The organism is Psychrobacter sp. SCQQ22, assembly GCF_015864605.1.
GTDB classification, from domain to species: Bacteria; Pseudomonadota; Gammaproteobacteria; order Pseudomonadales; family Moraxellaceae; genus Psychrobacter; species Psychrobacter fozii.
In genome coordinates, this window is sequence record NZ_JADYWZ010000014.1 from 1027 (window position 1) to 19748 (window position 18722).

Here is an 18722-nt window from a genome sequence, read left to right on the forward strand (position 1 = left end):
CCCAGCGGGTAGCAGCATCCTGCCAACCTTTACCATCACCCCAAATGACGATGCCATCTATGAGGTCTCAGAAGCGCTGAGCATGAGCATCAGTAATGCGCTCAATGCCAGCATTGGCACCGCCACAGACAGCGCCACCATCTTCGATGAAGACGCGACAGACGGCACCGTAAACGAGGGCGACAAACCGACTGTTAGCATTACCGCCACTGATTCACAGGCGATTGAAGGAGTGGACAATGTCTTGAGCTACACGGTTGAGCAAGATAATGAAAGTAACTTTGACACCACAGTACAAGTTTCTGTTGATTCTAGCAGTGATATAGAAGCATCCGACATTGCTTCGATTACTTATACCAATTCCTCTGGTAACGTAGTGACCATCACTGGTAGTACTGCCATTCAAGCGGTACTTGATGGCACCACGGTGCTTGACGTCAAAGTACCTACAGGCAGTACAGCTGCACCTATTATCACGGTTACCACCAACAACGATGATATTTATGAAAACAGTGAACAGCTCAGCTTTGTGATCACGAGTGCTGACAATGCAGAGATTGATAGTACCGTTGCCACGGGCAGCATATTAGATGAAGACGCGGCAGATGGTACACCTCAAGAAGGTGATAAACCTACGGCGATCGTTACTGGAGACAGTGTGACTGAGGGCAACGCTCTTGAGTTCACGGTTGATTTAAGCAATGTATCTGAGTCTGATACCACAGTAGCGCTGACGTTAGCGAATGGTACAGCGGTACTGGGTACAGATACTGGCACGCCTGTCGAAGTAAGCTTAGATGGTGGCAACACTTTCAGCACGGTTACTGTTGCTGTAGATGGCACTTTTAGTGTCGATGTTCCAGCCAATAGTACAAATGGTATTATCGTGCGTGTCCCTACGATTGATGACAATATTGATGAACCGAATGAGACTATCACGCTTACAGCAAGTGCAAGCGGACAAGTTACTCCAAGTACAGCAATAGGTAACATTATTGACAACGATGACGCACCCATTATTTCGATTGATGGTGCGGTCGTAGTTAATGAAAATGTCGGTACGGTCACTTACACCGTTAGCTTAACTAATCCGTCATCAACCGCTGTGACGGTTGATTATGCGACCAGTAATGGTACGGCAACGGCTGGGGCTGATTATGTTGCAAACTCAGGCACCCTCACCTTTGTACCAGGTGAGGTAACCAAAACGGTAACGGTTGCTATTACTGATGACACCCTGTTTGAAAATTCTGAAAATTATACAATCGCTTTATCCAACGCGTCACTGAATGCCAGTATTGATAACACGCAAGCCAGTGTTACTACCACCATTACTGACAATGATATAGCACCAACCATCACCATTGAAGATACTGACGCAGCCACAACACCACAAGATAACAGCGTGGTCGAAGGAACAGGTGACACTGTGACTGGCGCTATCAGCATCACTAATCCGCAAAGTGTCACAGCGCTGACTATCAACAGTGTTGATGTGACCACAGCGACTGCTGCTAACCCTGTGATTGTTAATGGTAGCGAAGGACAACTGGTTGTTACTGGTTACAACTCGGCCACAGGCGCGCTCACTTATGAATATACCGAAGATGGCAGTGCTGAAACGCATAACACCGCTGGTGACAATGTATTAGACCAGTTTACGGTGAATCTCACCAACAGCGCAGGTGGCACCTCATCTGATACGTTAGATATTCAAATCATCGATACAGCACCTGTCGCCAATCCAGACACCAATAGCCTTACTGAAGAAACAGACAAAGTAACAGGTAACGTGCTTACGGCTACTGGTGCCGCTGCGACAGACGCTGCCGACAGTTTAGGGGCAGACGCCACACTCGTTACCGCTGTAGAATCGGTAACATCTACCACGGTAGCGGGTACAGTAGGCGGCAGTACACAAGGCGATTACGGTGTGCTTTCGCTTAATGCAGATGGCAGCTACAGTTATGATCTTGATAACGATGCAGCACAGTATCTTGCTATAGATGAAAGCTTAACCGAAACGTTCAACTACACCATCACAGATGCTGATGGCGATAGTAGTATGACAACGCTCACCATTACGATCAACGGTACTAATGACAGACCTGTCATCACCAACACCGCTAATGGTAATAATATTATTGAAACAGCTGCCGCAATAACCGAGCAGGCTGATGATATTGCTATTACTCGAACTGGTACCATCAGCTTTACGGATGCTGATGACAGTGATGAGCCGACGATTACTGAACTAGCTGCAGAAAACATCTACGTGTATGATCCAAATAATTCGACCTTTACAGAGATCAATCCATTGTCAGCTGCTCAGAAAGCAGCCTTATCAAGCATATTTACTGCAGAAAATGATGCAGGCAGTTTTGAGGCGGGTAACTGGAGTATTGATGCTGCTGCAACGGTTCTTGACTTCCTTCCTGAAGGAGAAACCATCACTATTCGTTACGCTGTACAAGTTAACGATAATGAAGGTGTTACTACAGCTGCTGATGGTAACGAAATCAGCACTAGTGAAATTCGCTACGTTGAAGTGACCATTATTGGTACCAATGATGGTATTGCACTCGTTAACGACACTAAAACGGTTAAGGAAGATGTCACATTAACTGGTAATATTTTCGATAATGATATCGACGATGTTGACCTCGGAGAAACGCTGACCGTAGAGAGTTATGAGGTTAATGGTACAACAGTTTCAGTCACAGCAGGAACTAATGCTGCAACGGCCGTTACAATAGATGGAAACACAATAGGTCAGCTCACAGTCAACAGTGATGGTAGCTATACCTTTGTACCAACGGCAAATTATAGTGGTACTGTTCCAACCATTACCGCTAACGTATCTAACGGTTTACCAGTAGGTGATGCTAGCCGATCTTCAGATTCTGAGACTCTTGATATTACCGTTACTCCAGTTTCAGATAAGCCTATGCTGTCTAGTGTTTCAATAACGACCAATGAAGACACAACTGTGGCACTAGGGTTAAAAGCACCAATTATTTCAGACAGCGTTGATCTTACTAGTAATACAGATGACAGCTCTGAGCGTATTGGATTGATTACACTCACGAATGTGCCTACTGGTGCAGTATTAAATTATGGTATCAGTAACACAATCACGTCAGGTGGAACTATTAGGATCTTGTTGAGCGATGTTGCTACTGTTAACAATCCGCCAAACTCAAATGCATCGACTATTACAATGACAAAGGCTGAATTTGAAGCAATGACGTTAACCCCGACTGCAGACAGTGCTACCAATATATCTATTGGTATGTCTGTGACAGAGTATGAGGTCGATAGTACGGGTACTAGAATATCAGGAGTATCAGGAGCAACGTCTAACACAACCATTAAAGTGAATGTTCAAGCAGTAACGGATAGCAGTGGTAATAATAGCATTGGTGATGATGCTAGTACCTTTGGTTATGCCGCTGTGGCAGGTGATACAGGAGTTGTGGCTGGTAATACTTATACTGTTAGTGCTAAAGAAGGCGAGTATATTAACTTGCCAATCACTACTGCATTTGGCGATTTGGTGTCAGCAGGTAATAGTAGTACAGAAACCTATGGATTCGTTATTAGCGGCTTACAGCCAGATGCTGTTGTCTCATTCACACCTGCTGGTAGCAGTACGGCGACTGAGTATACTGTTGATAGTAATGGTCAGGTATTACTTGGTGTGGATTCTGCGTCACCTACCTCTACTACGTTGGCTGTGAGTGGTAGCTCAGAACCTAAGATTAGTATTAAGTCAGCTGACTATAACTCACAAGATATGGATAGTATTACTGTATCTCTATATACCCAAGACCACGATGCTGATTCGACCCCAGCAAACAAAACGGTTGAGATAATCAGTACTGTTACGGTTGATATGACTGTGACGCCAGTTGCTGGAGTAGTAGCAGCGAATAATGTTAGCACCACTGAAGATACTTCGTTTTCGCTTGCCGAATTTAATTTCCGAGTTGGTGATGACCAGTCAGGTAATGCAGTGCCAGAAATTGTTACTGAAATCAAGTTTGAATTACCAGCAGGTTGGACCTATACCGATACTGATGGTATAGCGGTGGAGGCTGGTAATATTATTACCATTAATATGACCAACTCCCCTGATTTGAGTGGATTTTTACTCACACCAACTGCTCAATCGTCAACCGATACTGACATCACTTTTGATTTGGTTAGTACGGATCTTGATGATGATAACGATCTCAATGTCGATATTGCCACAACAACATTGACCAAAACGGTCACCATTACACCTGTTGCTGAAGTTGTCGGTAGCGATATGGATGGTGATAGCACAATTGACCTAACCATCAATCCGGACCATGTATACACAACAGCGGCGCAAGAAGATGCGGCCTTTAACTTGGGTACTGATGGTGCGTTTAACCTAATAGATGGCTGGTCTAATCAAGATGATTCAATCGATTTTGGAACAGAAAGCCATACCACTGATGCTAATGATTCTGAGCAAACAGAAGCTCACCTAACGTTTGGTAACAAAGATGGCAGCACCTTTACTGCTATCGAAGGGGCTGTGTTTACTTATATTGATAGTGCAGGTGTTACGGTTAGTCTGACTGATAGCGGTAGTGGTGTGGATATTCCAGCGGCTTACCTCAATAGCGTAACGGTTACACCGCCTGATGATTATAGCGAATACAATGTTGCGTCCTCTGCTACTACAGCGGTTAAGGTAGAAGCTGTTACTACTGATTATGATGAAGATACCGGTAGTAGTGTGACAGCAACCAGTGGTGAGAGCTACCTGACCTTTACCGTTAAAGGAGTTGCAGATGTTGTCTCGTTGGGCGTTGATCCTGCAACCGGTTTTGAAGATCAAGCAATCGTCGGTAAGAATGAACGTGATGGTACAGTTATGCCAGCTGTTGTCACTCCTGAAGATGGCATTAAGCTAAATATTCGCCCAAGCTCGCGTGATAACGATGGATCAGAAGTTTATAATGTGACTATCGATGATATTCCAGCAGGCGCGCAGCTGTATGTTGATGATAATGGCACCGTAACGCTGTTAGATACTAGCAGTGGTTCAGTGACAATATCAGATTATACCAATGTAGTAGACAATTTATACTTTGTCTCAGCTGAAAACTTTGGTGGTACTGTCAACTTGAAAGTATCTGCAGTGAGTGTGGAAAGTGATGGCAATACCAGCGCGTCTAGTGCGGTACTGAACTTGCCTATTCGTGTTTTCGGTCAAGCGGATCTTATCTTAAATGATGAACTGGCAACCGTTGATGTCAATGGTAAAGCTTACACCTATACTATCGCAGAAGACATACTAGATACCAATAACCTGATAGCGTTATCAGAGTTTTTCTCTGATGCTGCTGCGATTACGCCGTATGACGTTGATATTCCAGCGGCAGAGCAAGTCACTTATAAAGTGACAGGCGTGCCAGTTGGGTTTGATATAACAGGCGCAGTGTTCTTAGGTGGTAGCGGTGAGACTCGTAGCTGGTCTGTGTCTTTAGAGGCTTTACAGGATGATACAGCTCAACTGGTCACTCCGGATAACTTTGCCGGTGAGATTGACTTTACGATTACTGGTACAACGACCGAAGTTGTATCTGGTAATAGTGCCACGCATGATACCCAAAGCATATCCATCGTGGTCATGCCTGATGCAACCGATGGCGTGGTCAATGATCCTCAAGTATTAGCAACCGAAGATACCTGGACGACTGTCAACTTCCTCGCTGCTTTCACCAGTAGTGATACCACAGACTCAGCCAATAGTGCCATTGGTTATGAAGCACTAGAAACCATCATACTAGATGCTAAGGTTTTAATAGATGCAGACATCGCGTTGCGCGTGGATGGTACGGAAGTAGTACTAGTGGCAGGTGAGACCTATACTTATACCCCAGATCAAACTATCGAAATCATGTACGATGATGACAAGCGTCATAGCGATGCCAATGTCACGATACCTTTTGATTATACGTATACCGATACGGCGTCATTAGCGGATAACTCGACGATTAGTAGCACATCGATAACGGGCAGTGCCAATATCGATGTTACTTTCCAAGCAGTGACGGATGCGCCTAGTATTGAATTAGATGTAACTGACAATACTATCGTTATTAGCAGTGCTAATGATGATAATGCTGAGGTTATTGTGTCGCTATCGTCAGATGATCAAGATGGCTCAGAGTCATTTACGCGCTTGGAGATCACAGGTGTGCCAGCGGGTGTGATTGTAGAGGGTGGTATCTTATCTGGTGGTACGTGGTATGTGGATGTTCCAGATCCAGCGATTACTGGTCCCACTGCACCAAGCTATACGCTCCAACTCACCCGCGATCCAAATACCGCCAATATTCCTGAGGGCGATTTCACAGTGACGGTCACTGGTATTACTCAAGATATTAACGGAGTAGGCTTGAGCGGTAGTGAAGCACGTGTATCTAATACCTTTGTGCTCAATTTAGATAGAGATGGTACAGGTGAGAATCCTATCGATCCTAATTTGATTGCGACGCTTGAGACTGTACCGCCACTGTCTCAGACAGAAGATGGTACTGTTATATTGTCTGATGTGATAAACGCGACACTTAAAGCGGCTACAGAAACCACGGTAAGCTCTTACACTTTCTCATTAACTGATTTACCCGATGGTGTCTTGTTGAGCAGTACAAACGCAGCTGTCACGGTGCAAAAAATCGGCGGTCAATGGTTAATAAGTGTTGATAATGCTAATGGTCTAACACCCAATGATGCGCTAGCTGCTGTGACGTTGACACCACCTGCAGACTTCAGCACCAATGATACTTCTGATGTTAATCAGAACCTGAATTTTGGGGTAGAGTTTACAGCCTTGAACAATCAAGGGTTGAAAACCAGTGATGATATCGATGTCAGTGTCGAAATAAAACCAGTTACAGATCCAATGAATAATGATGGCGAGAAGACAACGGTTTCAACAGATGAAGACACCTCTGTCGCTATTAATATCAATTTGACCAATGATGCCGATGGTGACTATGTTTCTCTCGTCGATGGTAAGCTTTATTTGCAACTCGATGAGACTGGCCTAACCAATGTTAATAGCACCACTGGTGTATTGACTGACAGTACTGGCACGGCATTAGTTGCCGTTACTTTAGCAGATGGAGAGGTAGGTAGTATTCCGGCTGGTACGTATTACGTGGTAGATGTCGCAGACACAGACGCCACCATTGATGGTGTGAATCCTGCTGATAGCATCACCGTTAACTATACCCCTGCCGCCAACGAAGACGGCACGGCTATTGTCAAGGTCTATACAACGCATACAGAGGTCAATAATATCAGTGGCCATGACAGCGGGACACTAACCTATGAGCACAGCTATGACATTACGGTTGCGGCGCAGCCTGACAACTTGGCAATCACTTATGATGGTGTAGATGCAATAGCTATTGGTGATGAAGATACCAAAATTGCGATAGATTACAAAATAAATGCTGTTGATGAAGATGATACGGCTGCTGCGATTACGATTGATGAAGTGCCTAATGGTTATTTGGTGTATTACACCAATACATCCGGCGACGTGGTGCTAGCCAGCAATAATGGTGACTCAGATGGCAATGGCAACAATGCATGGTCAATTGACACCAGTAAACTGGCAAATGTTAATAGCGGTGCCACAGGTGAGACGGATAATATCTTTATTGCACCTCCTGCCGATGTCAGTGGAGTCGTTACTGGTATTGAGATGGCAGTAATTAATAATAGCGGTATGGCCAGTGATCCGCTGATTATAGATCTTGATGTGACGCCTGTTGCTGACGATATCACATTTAATCCATCTACTTTACTGGGGTCACAAGGACAATGGACCACACTAAACCTGAATGCCGACATGGTAGATGTGGATGGTAGTGAAACGGTTAGTATTATCGTTTCTGGTGCTAGCCTGTATGGTGATGTACTAGAACTCACGACCAGCGATGGCACTGCGCTTGATGTAACATGGACGGCGCCTAGTGGGACAGAGCCAGGATTTTATGTGATATCAGGCGTTCCATATACAAGCGTCAATAGCTTACGTGTGAGGTCAGCGACCTCTTATATTGGGTCTTTGGATATCACCTTGCAAACAGTCGAAACTGCGAATGGTGATACTTTCACTACAGCAACAGGTACGATCCAGATTGATGTAAAACCGACGTTAGTCTTCAATGGCACCACCGAAGATGATGTATTGATTTCAGTCAATCAAACGGCAGCGCTCAAATATTCTGGTGGTGCTGGCAATGACACCTTTATCGGTGGTAGCGGTAAAGATACTCTAAATGGCGATGCCGGAGATGATACCTTGACGGGTAACGCCGGTAACGACACGATTAATGGTGGTGAAGGCAATGACACCATCAGTGGCGGTCTAGGTAACGATATCCTCAGCGGTGGTGCTGGTGTGGATACTATTGACGGCAGCGCGGGTAATGATACTATTAATGGCGGTGCAGGTGATGATGTTATTAATGGTGGTGAAGGGAATGATACGATCAGTGGCGGTGCAGATGCTGATACGATAGATGGCGGTGCGGGTAATGACACCATCGTGTTTGATGCTGCTGACCTACTCATCAATGGTGGCGATGGCAGTGACACACTCTTGATTACTGATACTAGTATAGATTTTGGTAGCTTTGACTCATCAGTGCTTGATAACTTTGAAGTTCTCGATATAACAGGCAATGGCGCGCAATCATTGACCAATCTGAGCACTAGTGATGTCATTAACGTGACCGATAGCAATAATCAGCTATTCGTCAGTGGTGATAATAACGATCAAATATCATTAACATCGGAGTTTGTGAAGCAGCAAACGTCAGATCAAGCTGGATATAACCTGTATCAAAGTACGACGGACTCAAGCGTTGCACTATATATTGATACAGATATCACTACGACGGTAATCTAGTTGCACTGATTAACAGGCACTTGTTTGAATATCTATTCGTTAACTAAATGTAAAAAAGCCATAATTAATTATGGCTTTTTTATTATGTCGTGTTTGATATCGTTGGTTAGAGGGAGTCTGGACTAGATATAAGGCAACTGATTACAAGTGATATATTAGTGTGATTGGCGAGGCGAGTTTAACACCGCAGTGATTTTATTGTGGACAGGCTATATCTGTTATTACTTAGTAAGCGGTTTGATAGGCGTAATAGGATAGTCACCATTGGACGGTGGTGAGGTAGTATCCGTTTTACTCTGAGGTCGTTGCTCAGAGTTTACGGCCGCTGGCTTTGGTACAGAATTGGGTATCGGCTGCGAGCCTAACGTATTTGTTCGCTGTTGTTCGATCTGCTGTTGATTGCGTTTTTTGACTTCGTCAATCAGTTTGGCCAGTTGCTCGCTGTCTTTATCGATCTCTGTATCTAACGATTCATATTCCTTGGTTTTTTTGAGCGTGTATTCAGGTGTGCTGTCTTGATTGTCTATGGTGGATTTTAGGCGAGTTTGATTCTCATCAGAGAGTGCTTGTTCTGCTCTCAAGTTGTCATTAGTTTTTGGTGTATTATTTTGAGTCGATGATGGTTTTTTTATAGCAGCCGTGTTTTTAGTAGCGACATTATTGTTGGTGACGGCTGCCGTTTTAGCATTGTCAGATGATGCTTGTTTCGATATTGCTTCAGATTGTGTCGTTGCTTCTTCCTTAGTTTCGGCTGTTACTGTTTCATCAGATGCTGATAAGGGTGGTTTTTCGATTGTTTCTACGATAGATAGCGACTCTGAAGACTCAAGTGCAGATGTTGAGTCAGTCGATTTTGAGGTGTTGTCATCAAAAACAGTGAAGTAGATGATGATAGCTATCAAAATGTGTAGCAGCACAGCTAGCACAATGGCGAGCATTGATCTGTCTTTTGGTTTGGTAGGCGGGGTAGGTGATGGCAAGCGTTGTGTCATGGTTTTTGATCCCCACATTGAAACTAAATATTGGACATTAGTTAATTTTTTCTAAAGTATTATTGTCAGATTTTTTTAAAATTATAGATACTATAGAGACGTGTTCAATAAATATGATGGTTTAGTTATCTATAGACATGGTATAAACTACAGCGTAGTGATAGCAATAATACTTAGCAAATAATGACAGACTTCCGCTTGTAAAGCATTGCAATTCTTTATTTTATTAAAGCAGGACTGAGCCAAACTAAATGAAAGTTTATTATTATGACCCATTGAAAAGAGGGCTGCCCCATATGGTAGTTGTAGCAATACGTAGGTACTATGGCGTGGCATTCAGTCTGTTGCTAATGTCGCTATCGAGTACAGCATTCGCAGAATCTGATGGTTACATGAATACGCTTATTAGCCAAGCCATCCAGACCCACCCTTTAGTTGGTTCAGCACGTGCAGAGCAACAAGCAACTACAGAGAGTATACGCGCCGCGAAGCTCAATATGTTGCCAGAGCCTAGCGTTTCATCAGGTTATGATAACGATGATGGCCAGATATCGCAGTTACAAATACGCCAGTCATTATGGACAGGCGGTAAGCTGACTGCTGATATTAACCAAGCGATATTTGATGACAAGGCGGCAACAGAAACGGTCTACGAAAAACAAAACGAAGTCGCCAAAACCACGATTGAGGCATGGCAAAGCTATATGACAGCTGTCTCTCAACAGCAGGTCTATTATGACAATCTGCAGTTGTTGGCAGAGTTTGAGGAGATGATGAAACGCCGTGTGAGTCAAGGTGTTTCAGCCCGTATCGACATGGATTTGGTGGCTAACCGTATTTTACAGGAACAGAACTCCTATCAAGGTACGGTTGAGCAGCAGCGTATTGCCATCGCGAGATTACAGCAAATTACTGGTCGTAGAATATCAGCTAACGAACTGCCCGCACAGAATTTAACTGAGCTCGTTGGCCGTGCTAAGAGCTATTCGCAAGATTTTGAAAAAATGGCCTTCGATCAAGCCAGCTTTTATAATCCTACCGTCGTCAAAGAACAGTATCAAGTCGAGGCTGCCAAGCAAGGTGTCAAGTCACAGCAGTCCTCTAGCTATCCGACCTTATATGCGCAATATGCGTATGACTATTATCACGAGGATAACAACAATAGTGAAGGTGAATTCTCAGTGGGGCTTAGCTACAATCCTGGTGCAGGGTTTTCCAGCTTAGCACTAGCAAGAGCCTCAGCCTCTCGGGTGAATAGCTTAGAGCAGTCAAAAGAGGCGTCAAGGCGACTTGTGCTCGAAACCATACAGACACAATATCAGCAATTCGCTAGTGCAAAAGATCAAGAGCGTTCGTTGATTGCAGCCGTTGCAGGCGCACAGATTGTTGTCAGTTCTTATCGTCGTCAGTTCATTGCGGGTCGAAAATCTTGGCTAGAAGTCCTCAACGCGGTACGTGAGCATTCTCAATATCAAGCACAGCTGGTTGAGATTCAAACCTCTATTATCGCCGCTTACTATAAGCTACAAGTTGATTTTGGTCTGATGTCTTGGCAACAGTATGGTAAAAGCCGTGAGTCGCAATCGCTATATAGACCTCTAGATCCTGTCAAAAATTGGCTAAAAAGTCAGGAGAGTACAACGCAGAGAACAGAGAGCTCCGCCATACAGCCTATCATTAGGAAAGATAAAGACATGGTGACGTATCCTATGAATGATTCTTATGATGCCTATGATTATCCTAGTAGTAGCGCTAGTGATACAGGTCTGCTAACAGATATTCCATAAACGGCTGGCAAGCCACTTATTCATAAGCAGTCATAAACAATCATTTTTACGCATTTATTTTTACGTATTGTTTCATTATTTATTATTAGTTTAATCCATGGGATATATTTATCATGAGCACACCGGTTCCAGCCTCTAATGACAAAACATCGGATAGTGAGCTGATGGCAGATGCTACAACACAACTATCGATAACAACGCCCAATGATCCTCTAGATACACATGCATTATCATTGGCAGACGCATTACGTACCTTGCTAACAGAGCAAGGTTATCCTATCGATAATGTCAGATTGCAGGGTGTGATCTATCAGCAGCCAAGTATATCAACGCTTTCAGACATTATTCAAGTATTAGGACAGTTAGGTATTGAGCAATTACCTGAGTCTCTACCCGTACCCGACGCCGCATTTTTGCCGCTATTGGCTCTGCATCCTACACAAGGTTGGGGCATCATTCAGCAGCTTAATCCGCAAGGAAAATGGGATTTTAAGCAGTTTGATAATGTCACCGCACATGCAGGGACTGATTTTGTGCATTCGTTGCGGGTTCGTTTAGAGGAAGAGCCTAGCAAACGCAAACAATCTTCATTTGATCAGCTACTCAAAAAAGACCTCAAAAACTACCGCGGTATCATCGTCGAAGCAGTGGTCGCCTCATTTTTGATCAACATGCTGGCGCTCGCTGTGTCGCTGTTTTCCATGCAGGTCTATGACCGAGTGATTCCGACGCGTAGTGAGTACACCCTGATTATCTTGGCAAGCGGTGTAGGACTGGTCATCTTATTCGAAACGTTTATGAAGTTTGCACGCTCAAAAATTATGGACAAAGTCGTGGTCAATCTTGATCAGTACTTGTCACGTGAGGTGTTTCAGCGCTTATTAAATGTGCGTATTGATCAGATGCCAGGATCGGTCGGATCGATGGCGGCGCAGCTTCGTGGCTACGAACAAGTCCGAGGGTTTTATACTGCCAGTACTTTATTTGGTCTCGTCGATATTCCAATGTCCATTATCTTTGTATCCTTGATCGTCGTAATTGGTAATCCGTTAGTGGCTTTAGTGCCTATTATAGCGGCAATAATAGCCATTATATTGGGTTTGAGTGCCCGCAAAAAAATCGACAGTATCGCATCGATTGGTGCATCAGCCTCTTATCGTAAGACAGGTATTTTGGTTGAGACGGTAGAGGGTGTTGAGACGATTAAGGCAGGCGCAGGTAATTGGAAGTTTCTGTCGCGCTGGCTAGATGTGATGAATATCACGACCAAAAACGATCTAGATATGAAGCATGCTAACGATAATCTCAGTTATTTATCGCAGATGATTCAGCAGACCAGTTATGTCGGCATCGTCATTGTTGGCTCATTTGTAGTGATGTCTGGTGACATGACGATGGGTGGCTTGATAGCGTGTTCTATTTTGGGCGGGCGTATTTTAGCACCGGTCATGAGCATTCCAGGATTGTTAGTGCAAGCCTCACATGCTAAGGCAGCTAAGCTTAATATTGAGCAGCTGTTTTCATTGCAGCAGGACAACCATGGTGTCAGTCATCCACTATCACCTAGCCAAATTGCTGGTAATTTTAATTTAGAAAAAGTTACGTTCAACTATCAAAACAATGACCAACCAGCACTGGCTATCAATAAGCTTAATGTAAAAGCAGGCGAGCGAATTGCCGTACTTGGGCCAATTGGTTCTGGTAAATCAACGCTGCTCAAAGTGCTATCAGGGTTATATGCGCCAACGCAGGGTCGTATATTGTTAGATGGTCTGGATATCCAGCAGATTAGTCGTGAGTCAATGAGTGAGCAGTTAGGCTACCTACAACAAGACCACAGGCTATTTGAAGGCACGTTGCGCGAAAACCTGTTGATTGGACTGCCTGCGCCTAGCGATGATGTCATGCGTGATGCTCTTATCAAGACGGGTTTGATAAAACTTGTGGCAAGTCACTCTAGCGGTTTGGATTTGCCGATTAGTGAAGGTGGTAAAGGACTATCAGGTGGGCAAAAGCAATTGGTTGCCTTCACTCGTCTGCTATTAACCAAGCCCTCTATACTACTCATGGATGAGCCAACCGCATCGATGGACAATCGCCAAGAGTTGCAGTGTATTGATGTCCTCAAAAAAGAGTTCGGAGAAGGCCAAACTTTGATTGTCGCTACTCATAAAATGCCTCTGTTACAGTTGGTTGACCGCATTATTATTATGGACAATCAACAAATCGTTATGGATGGCCCCAAAGCACAAGTGTTAGAAAAATTACAAGGTAACGATACACAACAAAAAGCAAATAAAACTTCCATTAAAGTGAGTAACCCTAAAGTGACGGTCATCAGTAATAAAAAGACGTCAACGAATAGTAATGACAATAGCGATAACAGCGACAATATAGGAAACGACCATGAATAACTATCAGCATAAAACTCATGATCCGAAAGTTGGGCGCACACGCATTATTATTTGGGGCGCTTTACTCGGAATTTTGGTGTTGATTGTCTGGGCATACTTTGCTCAAATCGATCAAGTAACCAGAGCTTCTGCTACGGTCATTGCTAGCGCTCGTACGCAAGACATTCAAGCAGCTGAAGGTGGCGTGCTGACTGACATATTAGTCAAAGAAGGCGAAGAAGTTGAGAAAGGTCAGCTGCTAGTCAGACTAGAAGAAGAGCGCGCACAAGCAGCAGTGGCCAACTCAGGATCAAAAATAGCCGCATTAAAAGCGAAAATAGCACGATTAGAAGCTGAAATATTTGAACGACCACTGGTTTTCCCAGAGGGTATCAAAAATTATAGCGAATATATCGAAAACCAAACGCAGCTATATAATCGTCGTCGCCAAGCGATTGATCAAGATGTTAACTCATTACAGAGAATGATGGTACTGGCACAACAAGAACTGAGTATGAATGAGCCGTTGTTAGCTTATGGTGATGTCAGTCAAGCGGATGTGATTAAGTTGCGCCGGCAAGTTGCTGAGATTCAGGCGCAGATTACAAACAAGCGTAATAAGTACTTTGAGGAAGCGCAGTCAGAGATGACTAAGTCGCAAGAAGAGCTGGATGTTGAGCTTGAGCAGTTGCGCGATCATTCACAAGTACTAGAAGAGAAAAACCTATTCGCTCCTACAGATGGTAAGGTCAATAATATTCTTATTACCACTATTGGTGGTGTTGTGAAGCCCGGTGAGATTATCATGGAGATACTACCAACCAGTAGTGATCTTATCGTTGAGGCAAAGGTAAGTCCGGCAGATATTGCTTATGTTAAAGAGCAACAGGCTGCTAGTGTCAAGCTGGACGCTTATGATTATTCTATCTTTGGTGCAATGAATGGTAATGTGATCTATATCAGCCCTGATACTCTAATGGAGCAGACGCCTAAAGGGGAAGAGCCTTATTATCGCGTGCAGATAAAAATCACAGGTGCTGAGTTTGCCGGTCGCCGTGAAGAGATTGTGATTAAGCCAGGTATGACGGCTTCCGTTGATATCAAAGCGCAAGAGCGCTCTGTATTGTCTTATCTGACCAAACCTATTACCAAGACGTTCTCAGAGGGCTTAGGCGAGCGCTAAGAGCCATTATAGATAAATCTTAATCTAGTAAAGTACTTGTTTAATCTAAAAGCTACGATACCAACGTGTATCGTAGCTTTTTTTTGTATTCAAAACTTTCCAAGATATCTTTATTTTTTAATATTGCTAACTGCTAACTGCTAACTGCTAACTGCTAATGAAAAGAAATGTAATAATTAATCCTATGACAGATATTGTCTTTATTGCAGCTCTATTATATATTTATATAGAAACTGTTTATTTATGAGTTATTTATGAGTTATTTATGATTTATTTATATTTGAATATATCTATTGCTAATAGAAATTAATATTTAATGTAATTTATTGTTAATAAATTTTATGTATAAGAATGATTATTCTAAAAATATTTCGCATTATTTTATAATCCTATTTTATGTATATAATAATGATATTTATTCTCATTAAAAAATGTATATTTAGTAATTTCTATTTAATAAGGAGAGAATGCTATGGAAAGAAGAACAATATTATTATCGGTTGCATTCTTTGTAACTCTCGGCCTAACAGGCTGTCAGACCATAAAAGAAAATCAGAAATCAATGATCTCTAATAGTAAGATCAAAACCAATTTAAAAACCCCTTACCAATTATTTCAAGTAATGCCTGATGATTCCTTAAAAGAAATGGAAAGTAGAATCGTCTTTTTCCGCAATGCAAAGAATAACGACCCATTAAGCAATATCAATCCAAGTAATATAAATATAAGCATGGGACCTAATAAGGTATTTCAAGTGAGCCTGACAAACGGACACTATTCAGATCTTAGGGTATGCAACGGTTTGCAGCTTATTAATGCCAAAGTGTTAAATGAACAAACTGGCAAAATCACTGCTTACTCTAAACAGTATCAACTTGATCCCCAAACGACAACTTATCTACAAGTTGCTGCGTCAAAAGAGAGTGGTCCTATCATCCATAAAATTCCAACTGATGAAGCATTGTTACTTTTGAAGAAGAGTACTCGTCAAACCCATCAGATTAGCCGAGTGTTATCAGACTGTAATATTTAGAATTTAGCACCGATAAAAATACATTTAGCTGTTTGTTGAAAGTAAACAAACAAATAAAAAATAATTATAATTTACATTTTTTTAAAACCATTTTTCTGTAGTGGATTTATATGGAATAGAAGCTGCTTTATAGATATAAGGCAGAAAATAGATACATTAAAAAATACATAGCGCTGTTTGTATATTTGAAAAAACGAATAAATAGAAAATCGCGATTTTATATTGATATTTCTTTGACTTAGAATTAATTAAGGATGATGTTATGAATACGATAGTTGTCAAAGTAAGTGACCAAATACAAACCATTTCTGAGCACAAAGTTATTACGCAGGACGGCAAAACTACAATAATAAAAGCCACCGATAAAGTGAACTACGAACTTCTTGACGAATCAACGGGGTATGCCCCACATGATGTTGTGACTAAGCGAGTAAATAACGATCTTCACGTTTCTTTTGAAGAAAATAGCGAAAACGCCGACCTTATCATGGAAGGGTTTTATGATGATATTGATAGTGCGCTTATGGGTATCGCTGAAGATGGTAATTACTACTATTACGTCCCCAATACTGGTGCAGTAGCAGATTTCGTCACTGAATTGCAATTGGGTGAAGTACAGGGTCAAGCGTTGGGTGGAGAGGGATATGCTACGCCTTGGTGGGTAGGTGCGACAGAATTTGAAGGTTTTGGTGCATTACCATGGCTAGCTGGATTGGCGGGTCTTGGATTAGCAGGCGCAGCACTTTCTGGTGGCGGTTCTGGCGGCGATTCTAGTACTGGCGACACCACCGCACCAGCTGCCCCAATCATTGATGCGATCACAGGCGACGATATTGTTAATGGCACTGAAGCTGCTGCAGGATTTACCATCACAGGTACTGGTACAGCAGGTGACACCATCACCTTAACCAATGAAGCAGGCGATCCGATAGGGTCGCCAGTGACCGTTGGTACAGATGGCACGTGGAGTGTGGCTGTGACTCAAGCAGACGTCACTGCAATGGGTGAAGGCGCAGAGCAACTAACCGTGACTGCAACCGATCCTGCTGGTAACGTTAGTCCCCCTGCGATCAAAGACATCAGTGTGGATACTGTGGCGCCAGATGCACCAACTATTGAAATTAATGAAAATGGTACTGAGATTGTTGGTATAGGCGAACCTAATTCAACTATTACAATCGATACTAATGGTGATGGTGTACCTGATTACACTGCTGAAGTAGACAACAATGGTGACTATGTCATTGATACTAGCGAAACACCATTAATTGATGGCGAAACAGTAACAGCAACGGTTATTGATTCTGCAGGTAATGAGAGTGATTCAATTAGCATAACTGCACCAGAAATAGATGACGCCGATGCTGACGCCGATGCTGACGCTGATGCCGATGCCGATGCTGACGCTGATGCCGATGCCGATGCCGATGCTGATGCCGATGCTGATGCCGATGCTGATGCCGATGCTGATGCCGATGCCGATGCTGATGCCGATGCTGATGCTGATGCCGATGCTGATGCCGATGCCGATGCCGATGCTGACGCCGATGCTGACGCCGATGCTGACGCTGATGCCGATGCTGATGCCGATGCTGATGCCGATGCCGATGCTGATGCCGATGCTGATGCCGATGCTGATGCCGATGCTGATGCCGATGCCGATGCTGATGCTGATGCCGATGCTGATGCCGATGCTGATGCTGATGCCGATGCCGATGCCGATGCTGACGCCGATGCTGATGCCGATGCTGATGCTGATGCCGATGCCGATGCCGATGCTGACGCCGATGCTGACGCCGATGCTGACGCCGATGCTGACGCTGATGCCGATGCTGATGCCGATGCTGACGCTGATGCCGATGCTGATGCCGATGCTGATGCCGATGCTGATGCCGATGCTGATGCTGATGCCGATGCTGATGCTGACGCTGATGCCGATGCCGATGCCGATGCTGATGCCGATGCCGATGCCGATGCTGATGATCCAACTATTGACACCGTTGCGGAGGATGACATCATCAATGGTACGGAGGCCGCTATTGGCTTTAATGTAACTGGTACTGGTACCGCAGGAGATACCATTACTTTAACTAATGGTGAAGGTATTCAGATAGGTGGGCCAGTCACTGTGAGTATTGGTGGTATATGGAGCGTCGCGGTTGATTTAGACGATGTTATATTGATGGGTGAAGGGGCTGAAACCTTAACGGCTACTGCTAGCAATGATAATGGCACTAGTGCTCCTGTGACTAAAAATGTAAGTGTCGAGACCACGGCACCAACGGCGCCAGTGATTGACAGCTTTGACGGCACGATCGTCGTAGGAACTGCCGAAGCGGGCAGCACCGTTGACATCTTAGATGCTG

7 protein-coding genes are annotated in these 18722 nt (G+C 43.7%); 6 read left to right on the forward strand and 1 reads right to left on the reverse strand.

Annotated elements, in window-relative coordinates; all coding sequences use genetic code 11:
• Positions 1–82 precede the first annotated feature (82 nt).
• Entirely contained in the window at positions 83–8968 is an 8886-nt protein-coding gene (locus I6E84_RS13885; RefSeq protein WP_227681553.1) for a Calx-beta domain-containing protein, read from the forward strand.
• Positions 8969–9189: 221 nt separating this feature from the next.
• Here I6E84_RS13885 and I6E84_RS13890 read toward each other — a convergent pair whose 3' ends face one another.
• Positions 9190–9960, reverse strand: coding sequence for a hypothetical protein (locus I6E84_RS13890; protein WP_197218597.1), 771 nt, complete (start codon positions 9958–9960; stop codon positions 9190–9192).
• 329 nt (positions 9961–10289) lie between these two features.
• Here I6E84_RS13890 and I6E84_RS13895 point away from each other — a divergent pair, with 329 nt between their 5' ends.
• The 5 genes from I6E84_RS13895 to I6E84_RS13915 form a co-directional block, all read left to right on the forward strand.
• Entirely contained in the window at positions 10290–11747 is a 1458-nt protein-coding gene (locus I6E84_RS13895; RefSeq protein WP_320158651.1) for a TolC family protein, read from the forward strand.
• 113 nt (positions 11748–11860) lie between these two features.
• Complete coding sequence (locus I6E84_RS13900; RefSeq protein WP_197218599.1) at positions 11861–14161, forward strand: type I secretion system permease/ATPase; 2301 nt, start codon at positions 11861–11863, stop codon at positions 14159–14161.
• The gene (locus tag I6E84_RS13905; RefSeq protein ID WP_110924439.1) at positions 14154–15323 is read left to right on the forward strand and encodes an HlyD family efflux transporter periplasmic adaptor subunit; all 1170 of its coding nucleotides are present in this window, start codon (positions 14154–14156) and stop codon (positions 15321–15323) included. The genes I6E84_RS13900 and I6E84_RS13905 overlap by 8 nt, the downstream gene beginning before the upstream one ends.
• A 472-nt stretch (positions 15324–15795) precedes the next feature.
• Positions 15796–16356 (forward strand): hypothetical protein, encoded by a 561-nt coding sequence (locus I6E84_RS13910; protein WP_197218601.1) that lies wholly within the window; start codon positions 15796–15798, stop codon positions 16354–16356.
• Between the two features lie 262 nt (positions 16357–16618).
• Positions 16619–18722 (forward strand): Ig-like domain-containing protein (locus I6E84_RS13915; RefSeq protein ID WP_197218603.1); only part of this gene is annotated, 2104 nt, incomplete at its 3' end.